At 32.7% G+C, this 20,953-nt stretch carries 17 protein-coding genes and 1 tRNA gene; 17 read left to right on the top strand and 1 reads right to left on the bottom strand.

Going from position 1 to position 20,953, the window contains the following annotated elements; all coding sequences use genetic code 11:
* Positions 1-419 precede the first annotated feature (419 nt).
* The 7 genes from NNL09_RS01645 to NNL09_RS01615 all read left to right on the top strand — a co-directional run bounded on the left by NNL09_RS01645 (position 420) and on the right by NNL09_RS01615 (position 6,575).
* Positions 420-1,646, top strand: a complete 1,227-nt coding sequence (locus NNL09_RS01645; RefSeq protein ID WP_025667306.1) for a Glu/Leu/Phe/Val dehydrogenase dimerization domain-containing protein — start codon at positions 420-422, stop codon at positions 1,644-1,646.
* A 27-nt stretch (positions 1,647-1,673) separates the two neighbouring features.
* Complete coding sequence (nhaB, locus tag NNL09_RS01640; protein ID WP_025667307.1) at positions 1,674-3,143, top strand: sodium/proton antiporter NhaB; 1,470 nt, start codon at positions 1,674-1,676, stop codon at positions 3,141-3,143.
* A gap of 82 nt (positions 3,144-3,225) precedes the next feature.
* Complete coding sequence (locus tag NNL09_RS01635; protein ID WP_025667308.1) at positions 3,226-3,912, top strand: MotA/TolQ/ExbB proton channel family protein; 687 nt, start codon at positions 3,226-3,228, stop codon at positions 3,910-3,912.
* Between the two features lies 1 nt (position 3,913).
* Entirely contained in the window at positions 3,914-4,306 is a 393-nt protein-coding gene (locus NNL09_RS01630) for a biopolymer transporter ExbD (RefSeq protein ID WP_025667309.1), read from the top strand.
* Positions 4,307-4,308: 2 nt separating this feature from the next.
* Positions 4,309-5,202 (top strand): hypothetical protein, encoded by an 894-nt coding sequence (locus NNL09_RS01625; RefSeq protein ID WP_025667310.1) that lies wholly within the window; start codon positions 4,309-4,311, stop codon positions 5,200-5,202.
* Between the two features lie 8 nt (positions 5,203-5,210).
* A complete protein-coding gene (locus NNL09_RS01620; RefSeq protein WP_196910715.1) occupies positions 5,211-6,428 on the top strand; it encodes a folylpolyglutamate synthase/dihydrofolate synthase family protein in 1,218 nt (405 codons plus the stop codon).
* A gap of 69 nt (positions 6,429-6,497) precedes the next feature.
* A tRNA-Val gene (locus tag NNL09_RS01615) sits at positions 6,498-6,575 on the top strand.
* A gap of 145 nt (positions 6,576-6,720) precedes the next feature.
* Here NNL09_RS01615 and NNL09_RS01610 read toward each other — a convergent pair.
* A complete protein-coding gene (locus NNL09_RS01610; RefSeq protein ID WP_196910714.1) occupies positions 6,721-7,395 on the bottom strand; it encodes an RNA polymerase sigma factor in 675 nt (224 codons plus the stop codon).
* A 51-nt stretch (positions 7,396-7,446) separates the two neighbouring features.
* On the opposite strand from NNL09_RS01610, the gene NNL09_RS01605 reads away from it, so the two are divergent.
* The 10 genes from NNL09_RS01605 (at position 7,447) to NNL09_RS01565 (ending at position 20,828) form a co-directional block, all read left to right on the top strand.
* Entirely contained in the window at positions 7,447-8,565 is a 1,119-nt protein-coding gene (locus tag NNL09_RS01605; protein WP_196910713.1) for a FecR family protein, read from the top strand.
* A 259-nt stretch (positions 8,566-8,824) separates the two neighbouring features.
* Entirely contained in the window at positions 8,825-12,256 is a 3,432-nt protein-coding gene (locus NNL09_RS01600) for a SusC/RagA family TonB-linked outer membrane protein (RefSeq protein ID WP_196910712.1), read from the top strand.
* Positions 12,257-12,277: 21 nt separating this feature from the next.
* Positions 12,278-13,843, top strand: coding sequence for a SusD/RagB family nutrient-binding outer membrane lipoprotein (locus tag NNL09_RS01595; RefSeq protein WP_196910711.1), 1,566 nt, complete (start codon positions 12,278-12,280; stop codon positions 13,841-13,843).
* A 284-nt stretch (positions 13,844-14,127) separates the two neighbouring features.
* Positions 14,128-16,176, top strand: a complete 2,049-nt coding sequence (locus NNL09_RS01590; protein WP_231389189.1) for a beta-N-acetylhexosaminidase — start codon at positions 14,128-14,130, stop codon at positions 16,174-16,176.
* Between the two features lie 4 nt (positions 16,177-16,180).
* Positions 16,181-17,053, top strand: coding sequence for an SMP-30/gluconolactonase/LRE family protein (locus NNL09_RS01585; RefSeq protein WP_231389188.1), 873 nt, complete (start codon positions 16,181-16,183; stop codon positions 17,051-17,053).
* A 27-nt stretch (positions 17,054-17,080) separates the two neighbouring features.
* Entirely contained in the window at positions 17,081-17,938 is an 858-nt protein-coding gene (locus NNL09_RS01580) for a dienelactone hydrolase family protein (protein WP_196910710.1), read from the top strand.
* Positions 17,939-18,018: 80 nt separating this feature from the next.
* Positions 18,019-18,168: a glycosyl hydrolase family 18 protein gene (locus NNL09_RS26280; RefSeq protein ID WP_196910725.1), complete on the top strand. Its 150-nt coding sequence runs from the start codon at positions 18,019-18,021 to the stop codon at positions 18,166-18,168.
* Between the two features lie 25 nt (positions 18,169-18,193).
* Complete coding sequence (locus NNL09_RS01575) at positions 18,194-19,165, top strand: aldo/keto reductase (protein WP_196910709.1); 972 nt, start codon at positions 18,194-18,196, stop codon at positions 19,163-19,165.
* A gap of 11 nt (positions 19,166-19,176) precedes the next feature.
* Positions 19,177-20,073, top strand: a complete 897-nt coding sequence (locus NNL09_RS01570; RefSeq protein WP_196910708.1) for a sugar phosphate isomerase/epimerase — start codon at positions 19,177-19,179, stop codon at positions 20,071-20,073.
* Complete coding sequence (locus NNL09_RS01565; RefSeq protein ID WP_196910707.1) at positions 20,070-20,828, top strand: SDR family NAD(P)-dependent oxidoreductase; 759 nt, start codon at positions 20,070-20,072, stop codon at positions 20,826-20,828. The genes NNL09_RS01570 and NNL09_RS01565 overlap by 4 nt, the downstream gene beginning before the upstream one ends.
* Positions 20,829-20,953 lie beyond the last annotated feature (125 nt).

Here is a 20,953-nt window from a genome sequence, read left to right as displayed (position 1 = left end):
TGAAAATAAATCGAGATAATCACGATTTTGTTATTAATTCTACAAATATAAGCTATAATATGATAGTTTTACTGTTTTTTTGATTTTTTGAGATAATCATTTTTTAAGATAAAGTTTAGAAGATTTTTATAAGGGATATAAAAATACCGTAGATTATTTTTTTTGAAGTAAAAAAACTACTATTTAATTACCATAATTTTATTTTTATTTAAGCTTTTGCCATGTTTAGTTTTTTATATTTGTGAAGTCGAATTTTGACTATAGTTCGATTTATTGTAATATCTGGTAATATGACTCAACTCTAACCTCCGTAATGGAGGATTATTTTTAATTAAAAAGATAGGATAAAATAAGTATGTTGTTTTTTGAAATGTTTTTTAAAAACACAATTGGTTATTCAATAAATTGAAATTTTAAGAATGAAAGAGTTATTAAATAAATACGAAAATAAAACACCTGAAATAGTTTTTAATTGGAAAGATGCTGAAACTGAAGCAGAAGGGTGGACAGTTATAAATTCATTGAGAGGTGGTGCTGCAGGAGGAGGAACCAGAATGCGTAAAGGATTAGATATGAATGAGGTCCTTTCTTTAGCAAAAACGATGGAAGTCAAATTTACAGTATCTGGCCCGGCAATAGGAGGAGCAAAGTCGGGTATTAATTTTGATCCCGATGATCCCCGCAAAAAAGGAGTTCTTAAACGATGGTATAAAGCTGTATCTCCTTTGCTAAAAAGTTATTATGGTACAGGAGGAGATCTTAATGTAGATGAGATCCATGAAGTTATACCTATAACCGAAGAATGTGGAGTTTGGCACCCTCAAGAAGGAGTATTTAATGGTCATTTTCAACCTACCGAAGCCGATAAAATAAATAGAATAGGGCAACTGCGCCAGGGTGTTATTAAGGTATTAGAAAATACTATGTTTTCTCCCGATGTTACCAAAAAATATACTGTCGCAGATATGATTACAGGATATGGAGTAGCAGAGGCTGTACGGCACTATTATACTATTTACGGAGGCGAAGTAAAAGGAAAAAAAGCAGTAGTACAAGGTTTTGGTAATGTAGGATCTGCAGCAGCATACTATCTTTCTGAGATGGGAGCAAAGATTGTAGGGATAATTGATCATGCCGGAGGACTCATAAACGAAGATGGCTTTTCGTTTGAAGAAATAAAAGAATTGTACTTAAATAAGAGAGGAAATAAGTTGTATAGCGAACAACGCATTCCTTTTGATGAAATGAATGAAAGAATATGGTCTTTACAAACCGAAATCTTTGCTCCTTGCGCAGCATCCAGATTGATTACCAAAGATCAAATTACCAAAATGATTGATTCTGGTTTAGAAGTTATTTCATGTGGAGCCAATGTACCTTTTGCAGATAGCGAAATATTTTTTGGACCAATAATGGAATATACCGATGAGCGAGTAAGTTTGATCCCGGATTTTATTTCTAACTGTGGAATGGCAAGAGTTTTTGCTTATTTTATGGAGCGAAAAGTGCAAATGACTGATGAAGCTATTTTTAAGGACACTTCAGAAACTATTAAGAAAGCGATTCAGGATACATATAATGAAAAACAAACAGAAACCAATATCAGTAAAACAGCGTTTGAGATAGCTCTCAGACAGCTGATATAATATTAATTGTATTAACCAAGTAAAATTATGTTCAAGTATTTTTTAGGAAGCAGTCCGAAATGGTTTAAAACCATAATGATCGGATTTTTGATTTTTAATGTATTTTCTTATTTCCTTTTAGGACCCACGGTAACCGCGTGGTTGTTTATAGCAGAGTTTATTTTTACCCTAGCCATGGCGCTTAAATGCTATCCGTTACAATCAGGAGGGTTATTAGCGATAGAAATTCTAGCATTAAATCTCACAACGCCAAAAAAAGCGTATCATGAAGTAGATCAGAACTTAGAGGTAGTTTTACTATTGGTTTTTATGGTTGCAGGGATTTATTTTATGAAGCCCTTACTGATGTACATTTTTAGTAAAGTATTTACCAAAATAAAATCCAAGATGGTATTGTCGCTATTATTTGTATTTCTAGCGGCAGTACTTTCAGCATTTCTGGATGCTCTAACAGTAACGGCTGTTTTAATAAGTGTTGCTGTAGGGTTTTATGGAGTATATCATAAAATTCATTCTGGATCTGGAGATTTTGACGAGAGTGGAGTTCTGGATAGAAAAGAGTTGAGTGGAGAAACCTTAGAACAGTTTAGAAGTTTCTTAAGAAGTTTGGTAATGCACGGGGTAGTAGGAACAGCATTAGGAGGCGTATGTACCTTGGTAGGAGAACCACAAAATTTACTTATCGGAGAACGAATGGGGTGGGATTTTATACAATTCTTTTTAAAAATGGCACCAATTTCAATACCTGTTCTGGGAGCAGGATTGGTTACAACAATGGTTTTAGAAAGTACAAAATCATTTGGTTTTGGAGAAAAATTACCAGAAGTAGCCAGAAAAATTATAGAAAGCTATACCGAAGACGAAGATGCAAACAGATCTGATAAATCTAAATATGGACTAATTGTACAAGCAGTATCTGCAATACTTTTGATTATCGGTTTAGCATTGCACCTGGCACCTGTTGGTTTTATAGGCTTGGCATTAATTATTGTTCAGACTGCCTTTATGGGAATTACAGAAGAGCATCAGTTAGGAAAAGCTTTTGAAGAAGCACTTCCGTTTACAGGTTTGATTGTGGTTTTCTTTGTTATAGTAGCCATGATACATGACCAACATCTTTTTAAACCAATTATTGATTGGGCATTATCCTTAGATCCAGGTCAACAACCTTCTATGTTTTATATTGCTAATGGAGTTTTATCGATGATTAGTGATAACGTTTTTGTAGCAACAGTATACATAGGAGAAGTGAAACAAGCTTTTGACAATGGTGCAATATCACGAGAACAGTTTGAGAAATTAGCAATTGCAATTAATACAGGAACAAATTTACCTAGTGTTGCAACACCTAATGGTCAAGCTGCGTTTTTATTTTTACTAACCTCTTCCTTGGCACCGTTAATTGGATTGTCATATACCAAAATGGTAAAGATGGCTTTTCCGTATACAATAGTACTGGGAGGTATTGGTTTATTAGGAATTATATATGTATTATAAGAATAAAGAATATACTTAACCTACAGAAATAACGTTAGTATACTAACACTAAATTAACAAAATCAAAATGACGTATTTATCAATGCTTGGTGCTTTAGCCCAAAATACCCCAGAAATTGATCCGCAAGTAGAAGAAAATACATTATCCATTATGGACCTTTTACTTAGTGGTGGAACAGGAGCAATCGTAATCATATCGATTCTTTTTGTATTACTATTTGTCGCTGTTTATATTTATTTTGAAAGAATTTTTGCCATTAAAGCAGCTTCAAAATATGATGAAAGTTTTATGGATAAAATTAGAGATAGCGTGGTGAATGGTAAAATTGAAGCTGCAAAAATTTTATGTGCGCAGACGAATAATCCTATTGCAAGATTAACCGAAAAAGGAATTTCGAGAATAGGTCATTCGTTAGAAGATATTAATAAAGCGATCGAAAATGCTGGTAGACTTGAAGTATATAAATTAGAAAAAAATGTTAGTATTCTAGCTACAGTAGCAGGAGCTGCTCCTATGATTGGTTTCCTGGGAACAGTAATTGGTATGATTTTGGCATTTCATAATCTGGCATCGAGTTCAGGAACAGCAGATATGGGTGTTTTGGCCGAAGGTATTTATACGGCAATGACAACAACTGTTGGTGGACTAGTAGTTGGGATTGTAGCCTATATAGGGTATAATCATTTGGTGGTTCGAACAGATAAAGTGATTCACAGTATGGAAGCTAATGCTGTAGATTTCTTAGACTTGTTAAACGAACCTGCGTAATATGAATTTAAGAGGAAGAAATAAAGTTAGCCCAGAGTTTAGTATGTCTTCTATGACAGATATTGTATTTCTGTTATTAGTTTTCTTTTTACTAACATCTCCTGCAATTACTCCAGAAGCCTTGGATTTAATATTACCAAAAGCCAAAGGAAAGAGTTCTAATGCACAAAATATATCGGTAAGTATTACTAATAAATTACAATACTATATCGATGAAGAGCGTATAAGCCAAAGTAGTTTAGAATCTACTTTATTATCACGATTACAAGGAAAAAATGAACCTACCATTATTCTAAGAGCTGAAGAAGGAGTTCCTATAGAAAAGGCAGTTGGTGTAATGGATATTGCCAATAGAAATAAATTTAAAGTAATATTAGCCGTTAGGCCCGAATAAAAATGATAAAGCTGGATACAAAACATAAAAAGAAATCCTTTGTGCTTACGATACTAGTACACGTAGCGATTATCTTTTTATTGTTTTATCTGAGCTTAAATTATATGGAGCCTGAAGAGGAAGGTGGTATTGCTGTAAACTTTGGGACCACAGCAACCGGTTCGGGTAAAATCCAGCCTAATAAACCTATTAAATCCTCACCCAGGCAAACTACTCCAGAAACAACATCGTCGACTCCAGAGCCACAAGAAGAATCTCCTCAAATAAAAGATAAAGTGGTTACTCAAGAGCTCGAAGATGCACCTGTGATAGAAAAAAAACCAAAAAAGAAGCCTAAAAAAAAGACAGAGAAGCCTAAAGAAAAACCGAAACCTTCGGACCAGAAGCCTTCAAAAAATACAACAAAAGAAAAGCCCGTTAAAAAGGTAGAAGAAAAAAAACCAGATCCAAAACCAGATAAGTCTACTTTAGATATTCTAAATAGTTTTTCTAACGGCCCAAAGAATGATGGTAAAGCAAAGGGAGGAGAAGGCGATGATAAATCACCAGGAGATAAAGGAAGCCCGGATGGAGATCCTAATGCCAGATCATACTACGGAACTGGTAAAGGATTAGATGGAGACGGTAATTATCGATTAGGCGGTAGAAAAGCTCTTAATAAAGAAAAATTTGTTCAGGATTGTAATGAATCAGGCATTGTGGTGGTAAAAATAGAAGTTAACCAAAGCGGAAAAGTGATTAGAGCCACTCCAGGAGTTAAAGGAACGACCAATAGTGCTTCGTGCTTAATGGGGCCAGCAAAAAGAGCAGCCTTGGCTACACGGTTTAATAGCGATTCTAAAGCTCCGGCAAAACAAGTAGGAACAATTATTTATCAGTTTAAACTTTCTGAATAATATAAAGAATGAACTATAGGGAGACCCTCGATTGGATGTTTACCCAATTACCAATGTATCAGCGCCAGGGTGCCAGTGCATACAAAGTAGATCTTCATAATACAATACAATTAGCAGCATATTTAGGAAATCCCGAAACCAAATTTAAGAGTATACACGTAGCAGGAACAAATGGTAAAGGCTCTACTAGTCATATGCTAGCTTCAATACTGCAGGAAGCAGGTTATAAAGTAGGATTGTATACTTCACCACATCTCAAAGATTTTAGAGAACGCATTCGAATTAACGGAGTTACTATATCTGAAGAATATGTGATTGATTTTATTTCAAAACATCAACCTTATCTCGAATCGAATCAACTTTCTTTTTTTGAAATGACCGTAGGAATGGCATTTCAGTATTTTGCAGAATCTAAGGTAGATATAGCAGTTGTAGAAGTTGGGTTAGGGGGAAGGTTGGATTCTACTAATATTATTACTCCAGAAATTTCTGTAATTACTAATATAGGATTAGATCATACTCGTTTTTTGGGAAATACTTTAGCTGCGATAGCTTCAGAAAAAGCAGGGATCATTAAAGAAGGTGTGCCAGTTGTTATAGGAAGGAATGTAGAAGAGACCTCAAAAGTTTTTATAGAGGCCGCTAACGCATCCCAAAGCCCTCTGTATTTTGCCGAAGACTGTAATGGTACAATATATTCGTCTGATCTAAAAGGAAGTTATCAAAAAGAAAATATAAAGACTGTTTTACAAACTGTAGATTTAATTAAATCAAATGGGTGGAGTATATCTGAAAATGATATTATGAAAGGACTTCAGAATGTAGTAAAAAATACTCATTTGTTAGGAAGATGGCAGATATTACAAGAAAAACCTAAAGTAATATGTGATACTGCTCATAATGAAGATGGATTGAAGGTAGTGATGAAACAATTGATTGAAGAAGAATATGATCATCTTCATATAGTATTAGGAGTGGTTGACGATAAAGATTTAGATACTATTTTGCCATTATTTCCTGAGCAAGCCCGATATTATTTTTCTCAACCTGATATTTTAAGAGGGCTTGATGAAAAAAAATTAAAAAAAGAAGCTTTAAAATTTAACTTAATAGGAGAAGGGTATAGTTCGGTTGCAGAAGCGTATAAAGCTGCGTTACAGCAGGCTACAGAGAAAGATGTTGTTTATGTGGGAGGAAGTACATTTGTTGTTGCAGAAATAATTTAATTTTTCTTTAAAATTCTTTTGGTAGACTATAAAACTGTCTTATATTTGCATCCGCAATCGCAAGATAGCGGGCGCGTAGCTCAGTTGGTTCAGAGCACTTGGTTTACACCCAAGGGGTCAGGGGTTCGAATCCCTTCGCGCCCACCAAAAAGGAATCTTCATTTTTATAATGTTGATTCCTTTTTTTATTTCTTATAAATCATCTATTATTATTTAGGATAACAATATATGGGAAATGGTAATAAGGAGTGATGAAAGAAAAGAATTTGCACTTCGTTAGAAATACCTCTTTTTAGTCCAAATATTTTAATGAACGTTTTTTTAACATTGAAATAAATAAAATGATTTTCTCATTTTTAAAACTATCTCTAATTTTTTGAAAAGCTATTCGCATTTGAGATTCAACAGTTTTTACAGATACATCCAATTTTTCAGCAATTTCTTTATACTTTACCCCATCTCTTTTATTTAGCAATAAAATCTGTTTGCAGCGTGGGGGAAGTTCTTCAATAACTGCTAGAATCTTTTTTACCCTTAATTGCCGTTCTGTAGAATCACTATATTCGATTTGATTTTTTAAAACACTTAGTTTTAATTCATCGATTACCTTGTTTCTTATTTGATCTTTACGGTATTGATCAATATACAATCTGTAGCAAACTGTGAAAAGGTAATTTTTTAAAGAAGACTCTTCAGATAAAATTTCTCGTTTATTCCATAAAATAATAAAAGAATTCTGAACAATATCCTTAGCTTTTTCTGTGTCGTATGTTAAAGTGGTTACGTAAGCTAATAAAGGCTTATACAATTCATTGAAAATTAATTTAAATGCATCTTCATCATTTTTCTTAATTTTTAAAACCAAACTACTGTCATTCATGCTAAATTCAACGTTATTCCTGAAATGTGAATTACAAATATGCAAAAAAAAAAAAGAATTTTCTTTTAAGGGTTTTTGATAGACCATACGTTTAATTAATAAAGAATAGGTAGTTAGTGTTGAAAAAAAAGCAGAAACTTGAAAAAATTAATTGAAAAATATTTGACCAATACAATTAGCTCATCAGAAATGATGGATTTATCTAATTGGTTAAGAAAAGATGAAAATAAAGAAATTTTTAAAGCATATATACTACAATATTATGATCTAAATTATGCGTTACAAGATGTAGATATTGAACACGAATATACGACATTGATGAAATCTATTAGTAAACAAAAAAATAGTTATAAAAAGTGGTATAAATGGGCTGCTATTTTTGTGGGCGTGGTTGGACTTAGTAGTTTATTTATTTTAAACACTTCTAATGAGGTAGTTACAGAAGGTAATGAGATTACTTTAAAGTTAGAAAATGGAGATATAAAAATTATTCGAGAGAATAACAATGAAAAAATAGTAAATAAAGAAGGAACAGTAGTAAGTGTATATCAGGATGATAAACTCGAATATAAGAATACTAAAGTAAATGATAAGAAACTTGTATATAATGAGGTGTCTATTCCTTATGGTAAAAAACTTCAACTTGTTTTATCCGATGGGAGTATGGTTCATTTAAATGCTGGCAGTACATTAAAATATCCAGTGAAGTTTTTAAAAGGTAAAGATCGAAAAGTATTTTTAAGTGGTGAAGCATATTTTGTAATAGCAAAAGATAAACAACATCCCTTTATTGTAAATACCCAAGATGTAAATGTTCAAGCTTTGGGGACTAAATTTAATGTTAATTCTTACAGAGAAGATAATGAAATGAATACTGTTTTGGTAGAAGGATCAGTTGGAGTTTATAAAGTAGATGAGAAATTTGATACAAATACTTCTACTGTATTACAGCCAGGTTATAAATTTACTTTGAATAAATCTCAACAGAGTATTGATGTAAAAGAAGTTGATGTTAGTGAGTACACTGCTTGGACTAAAGGAGAGTTGTTATTTAAAATGAAACCATTTTCTGAAATTATTAAAATATTAGAAAGAAATTATGATGTCGTTATTACAAATAATTATAGTTCACTAAATGAAAAACGTTTTTTAGCAAAATTTGATACAGAAACTATAGAACAAATACTAATATCTTTTCAGAGTAGTGAAGAATTTTCTTTTACAATTGAAGAAAATAGAATAACAATAAACAAATGATAATTTTATTAACCACCAAACCATTAAATCAAAGTAATGCCTATGATATAAATTTTTAATATAAAATTATTAATTGAATAAAAACGTATTGCAAAAAAAATCGAGAAATAGTGACGTATTTCCCGATTATAGAATACGATTTAATCAATACGAATCATTTCGACATGAGTCTTATTATTAACTAAATCATCACAAAAATATGAAAAAATTCTTTACCTCAGGGGCATGTTTATATACCCCCCCTAAATTGAATTTAAAAATGAAACTAACACTGTTATTAACATTCATTTCTCTCTTTAAAATTCAAGCTGAATCATATTCTCAAAATACTAGGATTACTATTAATTTAGAATCTGTAAAAGTTATAAAAGTATTAGAGACTATAGAGTCGTTATCTGAGTTTAAATTTTTGGCAAATGAAAATGTAATAGATCAAAACCGTTTGGTTTCGATTAAAATGAAAAATAAAAAGATCTATAAAATATTAAATCAACTATTTGGTAATCAAGGGGTAACGTATAAGGTTATAGATCGTCAAATTATTTTAGTCAAAAATAAACTAAACAATGAAGCTGTTAAAAAGTTAATTCCAGAACCAGTTAAAAAGACAAAACAGGAAAAAGAAATCAATGGTACTGTAAAAGACCAACAAGGGGTTCCTTTGACAGGTGTAAATATAATCATATCAGGTACGACTAGAGGAGTACAAACAGATTTTGATGGGAGATATACTATAAAGGCTTCAATAGGGGATGTATTAGATTTTTCATTTATAGGAATGAAAACAGTTTCAATTGCAGTAGGAGATTCGTCAACTATTGATGTCGTTATGGAAGATGACACTGCAAGTTTAGAAGAAGTAGTAGTAACTGCTTTAGGAATTAAAAGGGAGGCCAAAAAATTAGGATACTCAATACAAACCGTAGAAGGCGAAGAATTAACAAAAGTAAGAAATGTTAATGTAGTTAATAATCTTGCAGGTAGAGTAACTGGAGTCCAGGTTAATCAAAATGGGACAGGTATAGGAGGATCTGCTTCGGTTACCGTTAGAGGTGTTACTTCATTAGTGCCAGGGCAAAACTCGGCGTTGATTGTTGTAGATGGTGTTGTTTTAGATGGAGGTAGTTTAGGAGAAGGAAGTTTTTCTGGAGGCTTAGATTATGGAAATGCATTATCCGATATAAATTCTGATGATGTAGAAAGTATCAACATTTTAAAAGGAGGGAATGCCACCGCACTTTATGGTTACAGAGGTTCTGCAGGGGTTATTGTAATTACGACAAAGAAAGGTAAAGCGGGTAGAGTTAAAGTTGATCTATCTTCTTCGGTGACTTTTGATAATGTATTAATTGCCCCTAAACTACAAAATAGTTATGGACAAGGTCGTTTTGATGCAGCTACAGGACAGTTGGTTTATGATATTACCAGACCTGGTAGTTGGGGACCTGCATTAGACGGTAGTCAGCAAACACGATTTGACGGTGTAGGTACAGCTCCTTATAGTGGTAATCCTGGTGATTTTAAAGATTTTTACGGAACAGGTTTAACCATGATAAATTCTGTAGGCTTATCTGGAGGATCTGATATTATAGATTATAGATTGTCTTATTCTAATTTATTTAATAAGCCTGTTTTATCGGGTAGTGATTATAAACGTCAATCTTTGTCGTTAAATACAAATACCAATGTGACAGATAAATTAAAAGTACAAGCCAAAATTGCGTATGTAAAAAATACAGCAATTAATAGAGCCGATATAACAGATGGACAGGCAAATACAGTTCGAAGCTTGATCTTAAAACCTAGAAACATTTCTAATGCAGATTTAGAAGCCAATTATATTAATCCCGATGGTACGCCAAATAATTTTGGAGGATCTTCATTTACAATGAACCCATATTATGCAATTAATACTAAGTTGAATGAAGATACCAAAAACAGGTATACAGGATTAATAAGTGCAACATATAAACTTACAGATGGTTTATCTGCCACTGCTAGATATTCTCAGGATCAAAGTAATTATGCGGCTTCTATATTTAAAGGTCGAGGAGTTTTTGATAATGCACCTTCAGGGCAATTAGTAGAAATCACACAGCAAACTACCACATCAAATTATGATTTCTTATTATCATATAATGGTTATTTAACAGAAAAAATATCTGTAAACTCAACTGTAGGATATAGTGGTTTTGAGAACAAAGCAAAATCTACAACTGTGCAAGCATCGGATTTATTAGACCCTTCGCTTTTTTCAGTAAATAATTTTGGAACTAAAGGAGCTAGTACGAGATTAAGTAATCTTAAATCTCAATCTTTATTTGGTTCGGTACAATTTGGATTTAATGATTTTGCATTTGTTGAAGTAACAGGGAGAAATGATTGGAGTTCTACATTACCAGTAGATAGTTTTTCATTTTTTTACCCTTCTGTAGGAACGAGTTTTCTATTGCATGATATTTTTGGTATAGATAGCGATAAGGTTAATCTTATAAAACTTAGAGCAAGTTGGGCAAAAACAGGAAATGCAACACTGCCTTACAGATTGGCTCCAGTATATAATGTATCTTCTGCTCCGTATAATGGACTTACATTATTTTATTTTGGTGACCCTAATTTAACACAAGGACAAGCAGAAGAAGGAGCAGCTCCAGGAACTGTAATCCCTAATAAAGATCTAAAAGCCGAATTGTCATCAGAATATGAGTTGGGTATGGATGTTAAACTATTCAATAATCGATTAGGGTTAGATGTTACATATTATAATAAGGAGACAAAAAACCAAATATTATCAATCTCTTTGCCTTCTACAACGGGAGCGCAGAGCAAAATAATTAATGCAGGTTTGGTTTCTAATAAAGGAGTAGAGATCGCTTTAACAGCAACCCCTATAAAATCGACAAATTTTGAATGGAATACTGCTTTTAATTTTAGTAAGAATGAAAATAGAATAGAAAAACTTGTACCAGAGTTACCAACTGCTATTATAGCAAGACAATTTAATGATGTTATACAATTAACTGCCACCGAAGGGAATGTATATGGGGATTTGGTTGGGCCATCATTTTCTCGGGATGATCAGGGACGTGTGATTTATGATAGTAACGGTTTACCAGTTGTAGGAGAAAATAAAATAATAGGAAATGTTACTCCGGATTTCTTACTGGGAATTAATAATTCATTTTCATATAAAAACATAGAACTTGGATTTTTGATTGATATTAAATCAGGAGGGGATGTGTTCTCATTTACTGATTTTGTAGCCAGTACAAATGGTAACGATATTAGAACCTTAGAAGGAAGAGAATTTTATTCAGGAGGTAATGGTATTATGGTACCAAGTGACGCCGTTGTAGACGGTACATTATCTCCAAGTGTTGCCGCTAGAGGAGTTGATCCAGCAACATATTATCAAAGATTAGGTAATATCTCTGAAAACTGGATTTCTGATGGTAGTTATGTTAAACTAAGACAAGTATCGTTAACGTATAACTTTCCATCTAGTATTTTAGATAGATTTTCGATTGCAAATATGTCTATAAGCTATATCGGGAGAAACTTAGCAATTCTTCATAAGAATACACAGAATTTTGATCCAGAAGTTGGTTTTAATACCTCTATCCAAGGAATTGAAATTTATGATTTCCCTTCTACCTCTAGCCATGGTGTAAAGTTAAACTTGTCATTTTAATACTAAATAATTTAAAATATTATGAAAAACATTAGTCATAAAAATTATTCAAACATTAAAAGACAATTTTTCGCTATTGTGTTAATGTTTGGTTTCTTAACGTCTTCATGTACTAAAGACTTTGAAGAAATAAATACCAATCCCAATTTGCCCGAAGAAAGTGGAGCAGATAACATTATGGGAGGGGTGCAATATTTTACCTTTGCAGAGCCTAGGTTTGTAGCATGGAGAGGTAACTTATTATATTCATCACAATTTTCTCATCAATTTTCAACAAGCGTTGCAGGAAGCTGGTGGGCTGGTGGTGATATATACGATAATGATCAAGGTTGGACCAATGCTGTGTTTGATAAATCATTTACAAAGAGTAGTTTAAATCTACGTAATTTATTAATCAAATTTGGCGAATTAGAAGATGCCAATGGTCAAGCCGCGACTAAAATTATGATGTCTCTTTTTTATCAAAAAATGACTGATATCTTTGGGGATGTCCCTTATACCGAAGTTATACTACCTGAGTTTGAAGTGAATCCTCCAAAATATGACACTCAAAAAGTTATTTATAGAAGCATTTTAGAAGATCTAAAAGCGCAAATGGATGTCATAGGAAACTCAACAACAACTATTAGTGGTGATAACGGGGATTTTATATATGAAGGAGATCCTCAAAAGTGGAAAACTTTGGCAAATACATTACGATTGCGCATGGCTTTACGAAGCAGAGATGCATTTACTGCAGACAGTGATGGCGCTTTTATTGATGGTGTCATAGCAGATTGCTTATTAAATCCACTAATAGACGAAACTAATGAGGCTACATTACTTAGATCTCGTGATCCTCTGGTTAATGGTAACCTAGATGGTGGTTTTGAAGATGTTTATTGGGGATTTGGAACTGGTGCCGGAGGTAATGGAGTTACAGGTTCTAAATGGATTTTAACAGATAGACTTGTAAATCTTATGCAAGATAATAATGATCCAAGATTGCCAGAAATTGCAATTGAGGCAGAAAATGGAGGGTACGTTGGAGGTATGCCTAATGTAAGAGTTTCCCCAGCCTGGGATGATATGTCTAAGCCTGGACCAAAAATAGTAGGAACGTCTTTTTCTGATATTAAAGATCAAGTACCCGTAATGGTATTAACAGCAGCCGAATCCTATTTTTTACAAGCAGAAGCTGCATTGTTAGGATATGGAGGAGATGCTAATAGCTTATATCAGAGCGGTATACTAGCTAGTATTAATTTTTGGGGAGGTCAAGATGCTGGTGATTTTATAACAAATGAAGCTATTGCTACATTAAGTGGCGCTACTCAGGATCAGCTTAATCAGGTGTATAACCAAAGATGGTTAGCATCTTTAACAAACGGATATGAGAGTTGGGCATTGGTAAGAAGGGTAGATATGATACCACAAATAACAGATAATGTTAATTTTTGGGTAAGCCAACCTAATAATGGTAACGTTCCTAAAAGATTACAATATTCTAGTACAGAATTAATCTCTAATAGTGTTAATGTACAAGAAGCAATTAATGCTCAAGGTCCAGATGTAATGTCTACAGCTCTTTGGTGGGATGTAAATTAATTTACCATTTATAATAGAAGTATAAATGAATGCCAGATTAAGTTTTTAAGAATGGCTATTTTTCAGTATTAATTTCAGAAAATAGAAAAGTGTTTTTTGTAGTCATGATTATTGCAAATTTTGTATAAGAATAATGATATAAAAAAATTACGATATACATTGCAACAAACTTAGTCTGGTAATTTATGCTTTAATTCAAGCTTTTAATACATATAGAAGACATCATCGTTTTCACTATTTAATCATCAAACCACAGAAATTTGAAGTAAAATGCAATACTAGTTATGAAAAATATTAAAAAAATTATATTAATTTTTGTTTTTATAGCATCATGTTTTCACATTAACGCGCAGGTTGAGTTGTCAGAGAAATATGATTTAATGCCCTGGCCAAAAGAAATAACAGAGAACGGTCAAAAATTTATCATTAAAGAAGATTTTACGATTGCAGTAAATAAAGACAATATTAATCCCAAAATAGGTAACGCAACAACCAAATTTCTAAGGCGACTATCTGGTAGAACAGGAGTATTTATTGACGAAGGGTTTGCAACAATTGCTTCTAAAAGTAAAGAGCCATCTTTAGTTATAAATTATACCAGAGAAGGTAAACTAGAGTTAAATGAAGATGAGTCTTATGAACTTTCAGTATTAAACAACCAAATAAGCTTAACAGCTATAACAGATATAGGTATAATAAGAGGATTAGAAACTTTATTGCAGCTTAATACTCATACTAAAACCGAATATTTTTTTCATGGAGTTAATATTAAAGACGCACCCAGATTTCCCTGGAGAGGTTTAATGATAGATGTCGCTAGGCATTATGAACCATTAGAAGTGCTAAAAAATAACTTAGATGCCATGGCTGCTGTAAAAATGAATGTTTTTCATTGGCATTTAACCGAAGATCAGGGTTTTAGAGTAGAAGTGAAATCAAGACCTAAATTTCATCAATTAGCATCGGATGGACAATACTATACTCATGAGCAGATAAAAGAGTTAGTAGCGTATGCATCTAATTTAGGAATTAGAGTTGTCCCCGAATTTGATATACCAGGCCATGCTACTTCTTGGTTAGTAGCATACCCAGAAATGGCAAGTAAGGATACCATCTATAAAATAGAAAGATATGCAGGTATTTTTAATCCTACTTTGGATCCTACAAAAGAAGTTACTTACGAGATTATTACTGATGTGTTTTCAGAAATTGCCCCACTTTTTCCTGATAAATATTTTCATATTGGAGGCGACGAAAATGAAGGCAAGCATTGGGATGAAAACGATAAAATCCAAGAATTTAAGAAGAAAAATAATATAAAAGATAACCATGAATTGCAGGCATATTTTAATATTAAAATTCAAGAAATATTAAAAGAGCAAGGAAAAATCATGATGGGATGGGACGAAATTTTGCAACCTACTTTACCCAAAGATGTTGTTATACATTCGTGGAGAGGTAAAGAAGCAATGTTAAAGGCAGCTAAACAAGGCTATAAAACAGTGTTGTCCAAAGGGTATTATATAGATTTACTTAAATCTATTAGACATCATTATGCAAATGAACCTATTTCAAAAGATCATGGCTTAACAGAAGAACAACTAAAAAACATCTTGGGAGGAGAAGCAACAATGTGGGGAGAATTAGTTACTCCGGTATCTATAGATTCTAGAATTTGGCCTAGAACAGCTGCAATTGCAGAAAAACTATGGTCATCTAGTGCAGTTAATGATGCAGATAATATGCTTAAAAGATTAGAGAGTGTTAATTACAGACTAGAAGAATTAGGTATTTCTCATATAAGAAATAGAAATGTAATTTTAAGAAACATTAGTAATAATCAAGAATTAAAATCATTGATTAATCTTACAAAAATTTGTGAACCATTAAAAGCATACCAAAGAAATAAAGGAGGAGTTGAGTATAAATCGTATTCGCCATTTACGCAATTTGTAGATGCGTGTAATACAGATGCTATTGATGCTATACTATTTGATAAAAGTGTAAAAAAATATTTAGAATCTAATAGAGATGCTGATAAACAGGAGATTATAGTTTTACTTAACAAGTGGATAACAAACCATACCGATTTCAGCAAAATAAATAATAATCCAACACTAGCAAAATTAGAACCTCTATCTTCAAAATTAGCAGAACTATCATCCATTCTGAAAAAAGGATTAACCAGAGGAAGCATAAACAAAGCCGAACATCAAAAATCAATAGTTATTATTGATTTTCTTAGCAAACCAATTGCCGACACAGAACTCGTAATAATACCAGCAATTAAAAAGCTAATCTCAGATATAGAAATTAAAAACGTAAAACCCTAATATATTGAAAAATACTATAATTTTCGTGGTAATGCTTTTTGGAGCAATGATTTTTAATTCGTGTAATAAAAAAGAAAAATCTATAGACCGTAGTACAGATTTTACTAAAGAACACGAGTTTACCAAAGGTATCGAAGGTCCGGCAGTAGATAGTAAAGGAAACCTATATGCGGTTAATTTTAAAGAAGAAGGTACAATAGGTATTGTTAATCGTAAAGGAGAAAGCTCTTTATTTGTAAAATTACCTACGGGTAGCATTGGTAACGGAATTCGTTTTGATGCATCTGATAATATGTATATAGCAGATTATACAAATCATAACATATTGTATATAAAAAAAAGTTCAAAAGAAGTTACTGTTTTTGCTCATGACTCTACAATGAACCAACCAAATGATGTTGCTATTTCTTCTAATAGAACCCTGTATGCAAGTGATCCTAACTGGAAAAATGGAACAGGTAATTTATGGATGACTTCTAATCGAAAACTTGTTTTGGTAGAAAAAAATATGGGAACAACCAATGGTATAGAAGTTAGCCCTGATGGAAAGAGATTGTATGTTAATGAATCTATACAACGAAACATTTGGGTATATGATATAACAGATAACGGTAAACCTATTAATAAAAGAATATTCAAGATATTCAAAGATTTTGGCTTAGATGGTATGAGATGTGATGCTAAAGGGAATTTGTATGTGTGTAGATATGATAAAGGAACTGTATTAGTATTATCTCCTGAAGGTAAAGAATTAAGAGAAGTACAACTAAAAGGAAAAAAACCAACTAATATCGCTTTTGGAGGAAAAAATAATACTCAATGTTTTGTAACAATGGCAGATAGAGGGTGTTTTGAGACATTCTTTTCTCAAGAATGATATGCGTTTTTTATAATATAGATCAGTATGGTACATGCTATTATTAAAAAAAAGAGTTACTTGTTTTTATTAACTATTCAATTACTTGTCAATTGTAGCTCAAGTGATAGCGCTATAGATACGAATACAAATGATCTTGTTGAGTTAAATACAATCCCATCAGGTGTGCAGAAGGCATATCCAAAAGGGTCTACAAAATTGCAATATGGATTCTATGCATATGTTCCTTCTGAATATAATATCGCCAATACCGAAAAATATCCTTTATTGATCCACTTACATGGAGGTGGAGCAAGAGGAGATAGTTCTGTAAACTCAAATGATTTAAATTCTATTTTATTTGACGGTCCTCCGTCATTAATACATAAAAATCAATGGAACCCCAAACATCCTATGATTGTTGTATCACCACAATCCCCATCTATTTGGAATACAGAAAACTTGCACAGTTTTATTACTTTTTTGATTGAAAACCTAAAGATAGATACGCAACGAATATACATGACAGGATTTAGTATGGGAGGGAAAGGTTGCTATGATTATGTTTCTTCAAAAGGCAGTAATTCATATGTAGTAGCCATAGTGCCTATAGCAGGGTGGGGAGATACATCTACAGGAAATCAGTTTACTAATATTCCTGTTTGGGCATTTCATGGGGATGCAGATAGGGTTATTTCATATGATAAATCGATTTCAATGGTTAATGCAATTAATGCAGAAAACCCAACAACAAAAGCCAAGATAACTATATACTCTGGTATCGGTCATGACTCTTGGTCCAGAACTTATGATAATACAGGGAGAGGTAGCGGAAACAGTGCTTATGATCCCTTTGATATCAGCATTTATGAATGGATGTATTCATACAAAAAGACTGATTTATAAATAGATATTTCTAATAAAAAATTATAATCTACATAGAGTTAGTTATGGCTTACTTTTTTTGCCTCTAAGAAGAATTCTTTATTACTTATGATAATGCCAAATCGATAAAATATAAAGTAGATTTTGTAAAAAAAAACAACCAACTGGGAGGGGTTATGTTTTGGCAATTTAATGGTGATAACGGAACACTCTTGAATACAATTTTTAATAATTTGTATACTGAAAAATAACAATTTTGGAAAAGCATAGATAAAAATGAAATATAAAAAATTTGGAAAGTTAGATTGGAACGTAAGCCAGGTTGGATATGGTATGTGGGGTATGGCAGGTTGGTCAGAGTCAGATGATAAAATATCTAATAAGTCATTAGATAGAGCTATTGAATTGGGTTGTAATTTTTTTGATACAGCGTGGGGATACGCAGAAGGAAGAAGCGAGCAAATTTTAGCAGGATTATTAAAAAGACACTCGGGAAAAAGATTGTATACAGCAACAAAAATTCCTCCGAAAATTGATGAATGGCCGCCAAATAAATCATCTACTTTAAAAGATATATATCCATCAAATCATATCGTGGAGTATACAGAAAAGAGCTTGAAGAATTTAGGAGTTGAAACCATTGATTTACAACAATTTCATGTATGGGAAGATAGTTGGGCAGAACGGGATGAATGGAAAGAAATGGTATTAAAACTAAAACAAGAAGGAAAAGTACAATCTTTTGGGATTAGTGTAAACCGATGGGAACCTGCCAATTGCTTGAAAGCACTAGAATCTGGGTTAATCGATTCAATACAGGTTATTTATAATATTTTCGATCAATCTCCCGAAGATGTATTATTTCCGTATTGCGAAAAGAATGATATTGCAGTTATAGCCCGTGTTCCATTTGATGAAGGCTCTCTTACCGGAAAACTTTCATTAGAATCTAAATGGGATATAGGGGATTTTAGAAACATTTATTTTGGTCTCGAAAATTTACCGCCTACTATAGAACGTATCGAAAAATTAAAAGAACTGGTTCAGAATGAAATGCCATTAGCAGAATTAGCATTGCGTTTTATTGCAGCACATCCTGCTGTAACTACGATGATTCCTGGTATGCGTCAACTACGTAATGTAGAAGCCAATATGCGTATAGGTGATGGACAAGGACTTTCACAAGAGTGGATAGATAAACTAAGAGATCATCGTTGGGATCGTTTGCCAACAAATTGGTCTTGTTAATCGATAAGAATATGCGCAGAAGAACTTTTGTAAAGAAAACTTCAAACACAGCTTTAGGTATGGGGTTAGCGTTATCATTTCCATCACGTATGATCGTAAAAGAAGACACTTTGTTTTTTAAAATATCACTTGCACAGTGGTCGTTACATAGAAGTTTACGTTCAGGAAAACTTACAACATTCGATTTTCCTGCAAAAGCTAAAAATGATTTTGATATTCATGCTGTAGAATATGTCAATCAGTTTTTTCTGGATAGAGCTAAAGATCAAAGGTTTCTTAGCGAATTAAAACAGCGTACATCAGATCTAAATGTAGAAAACGTTTTGATTATGGTTGATGCAGAAGGTGAATTGGGTGATCAAGATAAAAAAGCAAGATTACAAGCAATAGAAAATCATTATAAATGGGTAGAAGCAGCACAATTTTTAGGATGTAGCTCTATTCGTGTAAATCTGCATGGAGAAGGGAGTAGAGCCGATGTTGCAAAGGCAGGAGTGGATAGTTTAGTACAATTATCTGATTTCGCTAAAGATTATGCTATCAATATAATAGTCGAAAATCATCAAAGCTATTCTACACATGGTGATTGGTTATCCAAAATCATGAAGAATGTTAACTTAAAGAATTGTGGTACTTTACCTGATTTTGGTAATTTTTATGAATATGACCGATATCAAGGTATAAAGGATATGATGCCTTTTGCTAAAGGGATTAGTGCCAAATCCAATGATTTTGATGAACAGGGAAATGAAACGCAAATCGACTATGTCAAAATGCTTCAAATTGTAAAAAATGCTGGTTATACTGGTTACATTGGTATTGAATACGAAGGAACTAATGATGACGAGGATAAAGGTATTCAATTAACAAAAGAGCTATTGATAAAAACTGCAAGAGAGCTAAAATGAAATTAGAAAATCAGGTATTTATCATTACGGGAGCTACAAGCGGCATGGGAAAAGCTATTGCTGTTTTATATGCAAAAGAAGGAGCTAAATTAGTGCTGAGTGGTAGGAACATAGAGAGAGGAAATGCATTAGTAGAAGAGTTAAAATCGATATCTGCAGGTGTTATATTTCATGCAGGTGATGTAGGAATTCCTGAGGTGAATAAAGAACTGGTTTCCAAAGCAATTACCAAATATGGAAAACTTAATGGTATAGTAAGTAATGCAGGAGCTTTAGGGTTGGGAAGTCTTACCGAGATTAGTATTGAAGACTGGCATGAAACCTTGAATATAAATTTTAATTCGTTCTTTTATTTATGTAAATATGCTATTCCATATATCAAAAAAGAGAAAGGAATCATTATTGCTAATGCATCAATAGCTGCATTTAAATGTTTCCCAAACCATGCTGCCTATTGTGCATCAAAAGCAGCGTTAGTCTCTTTGGTTAAGCAAGCAGCATTAGATTATGGCCCCGAAATACGCATTAATGCTATTTGTCCCGGCCCAGTAGATACACCTCTGATTTGGGATTCTGCAAAAGCATTTAAGAACCCTGATGAAGCTGTCGATAATGTAAAAAATGCTACCATATTAAAACGTTTGGGTACACCAGAAGATATTGCTAAACTAGCATTGTTTTTGGCATCAGAAGATTCTTCTTGGATGACAGGTTCTGCTCTAACTATCGATGGAGGAATTATGGCGACCTCTTAAAAGAAAAGAAATATGAAGTTAAATATATCTATTGACATATTGATGATCAATAAGGATTTGTATATTGTTAGTTATAAAGAAAAATACCTACTACCTAAGTATAAAAATAGTTGATCTATGATTTG

The sequence above is a fragment of the Aquimarina sp. EL_43 genome, from assembly GCF_943422735.1.
Taxonomy (GTDB): domain Bacteria; phylum Bacteroidota; class Bacteroidia; order Flavobacteriales; family Flavobacteriaceae; genus Aquimarina; species Aquimarina megaterium.
The sequence above is the reverse complement of the archived record's forward strand: the minus strand, read 5'-3'. Positions and strand labels throughout refer to the sequence as shown.

What these genes read in the sequence shown, in the direction of transcription:
- NNL09_RS01580 (WP_196910710.1), top strand. Translation starts at nt 17,081, where the DNA reads ATGGTACATGCTATTATTAAAAAAAAGAGTTACTTGTTTTTATTAACT.
- NNL09_RS01610 (WP_196910714.1), bottom strand. Translation starts at nt 7,395, where the DNA reads ATGGTCTATCAAAAACCCTTAAAAGAAAATTCTTTTTTTTTTTTGCAT.
- nhaB (WP_025667307.1), top strand. Translation starts at nt 1,674, where the DNA reads ATGTTCAAGTATTTTTTAGGAAGCAGTCCGAAATGGTTTAAAACCATA.
- NNL09_RS01570 (WP_196910708.1), top strand. Translation starts at nt 19,177, where the DNA reads ATGCGCAGAAGAACTTTTGTAAAGAAAACTTCAAACACAGCTTTAGGT.
- NNL09_RS01635 (WP_025667308.1), top strand. Translation starts at nt 3,226, where the DNA reads ATGCTTGGTGCTTTAGCCCAAAATACCCCAGAAATTGATCCGCAAGTA.
- NNL09_RS01565 (WP_196910707.1), top strand. Translation starts at nt 20,070, where the DNA reads ATGAAATTAGAAAATCAGGTATTTATCATTACGGGAGCTACAAGCGGC.
- NNL09_RS01645 (WP_025667306.1), top strand. Translation starts at nt 420, where the DNA reads ATGAAAGAGTTATTAAATAAATACGAAAATAAAACACCTGAAATAGTT.
- NNL09_RS01600 (WP_196910712.1), top strand. Translation starts at nt 8,825, where the DNA reads ATGAAACTAACACTGTTATTAACATTCATTTCTCTCTTTAAAATTCAA.
- NNL09_RS01620 (WP_196910715.1), top strand. Translation starts at nt 5,211, where the DNA reads ATGAACTATAGGGAGACCCTCGATTGGATGTTTACCCAATTACCAATG.
- NNL09_RS01625 (WP_025667310.1), top strand. Translation starts at nt 4,309, where the DNA reads ATGATAAAGCTGGATACAAAACATAAAAAGAAATCCTTTGTGCTTACG.
- NNL09_RS01575 (WP_196910709.1), top strand. Translation starts at nt 18,194, where the DNA reads ATGAAATATAAAAAATTTGGAAAGTTAGATTGGAACGTAAGCCAGGTT.
- NNL09_RS01595 (WP_196910711.1), top strand. Translation starts at nt 12,278, where the DNA reads ATGAAAAACATTAGTCATAAAAATTATTCAAACATTAAAAGACAATTT.
- NNL09_RS01590 (WP_231389189.1), top strand. Translation starts at nt 14,128, where the DNA reads ATGAAAAATATTAAAAAAATTATATTAATTTTTGTTTTTATAGCATCA.
- NNL09_RS01630 (WP_025667309.1), top strand. Translation starts at nt 3,914, where the DNA reads ATGAATTTAAGAGGAAGAAATAAAGTTAGCCCAGAGTTTAGTATGTCT.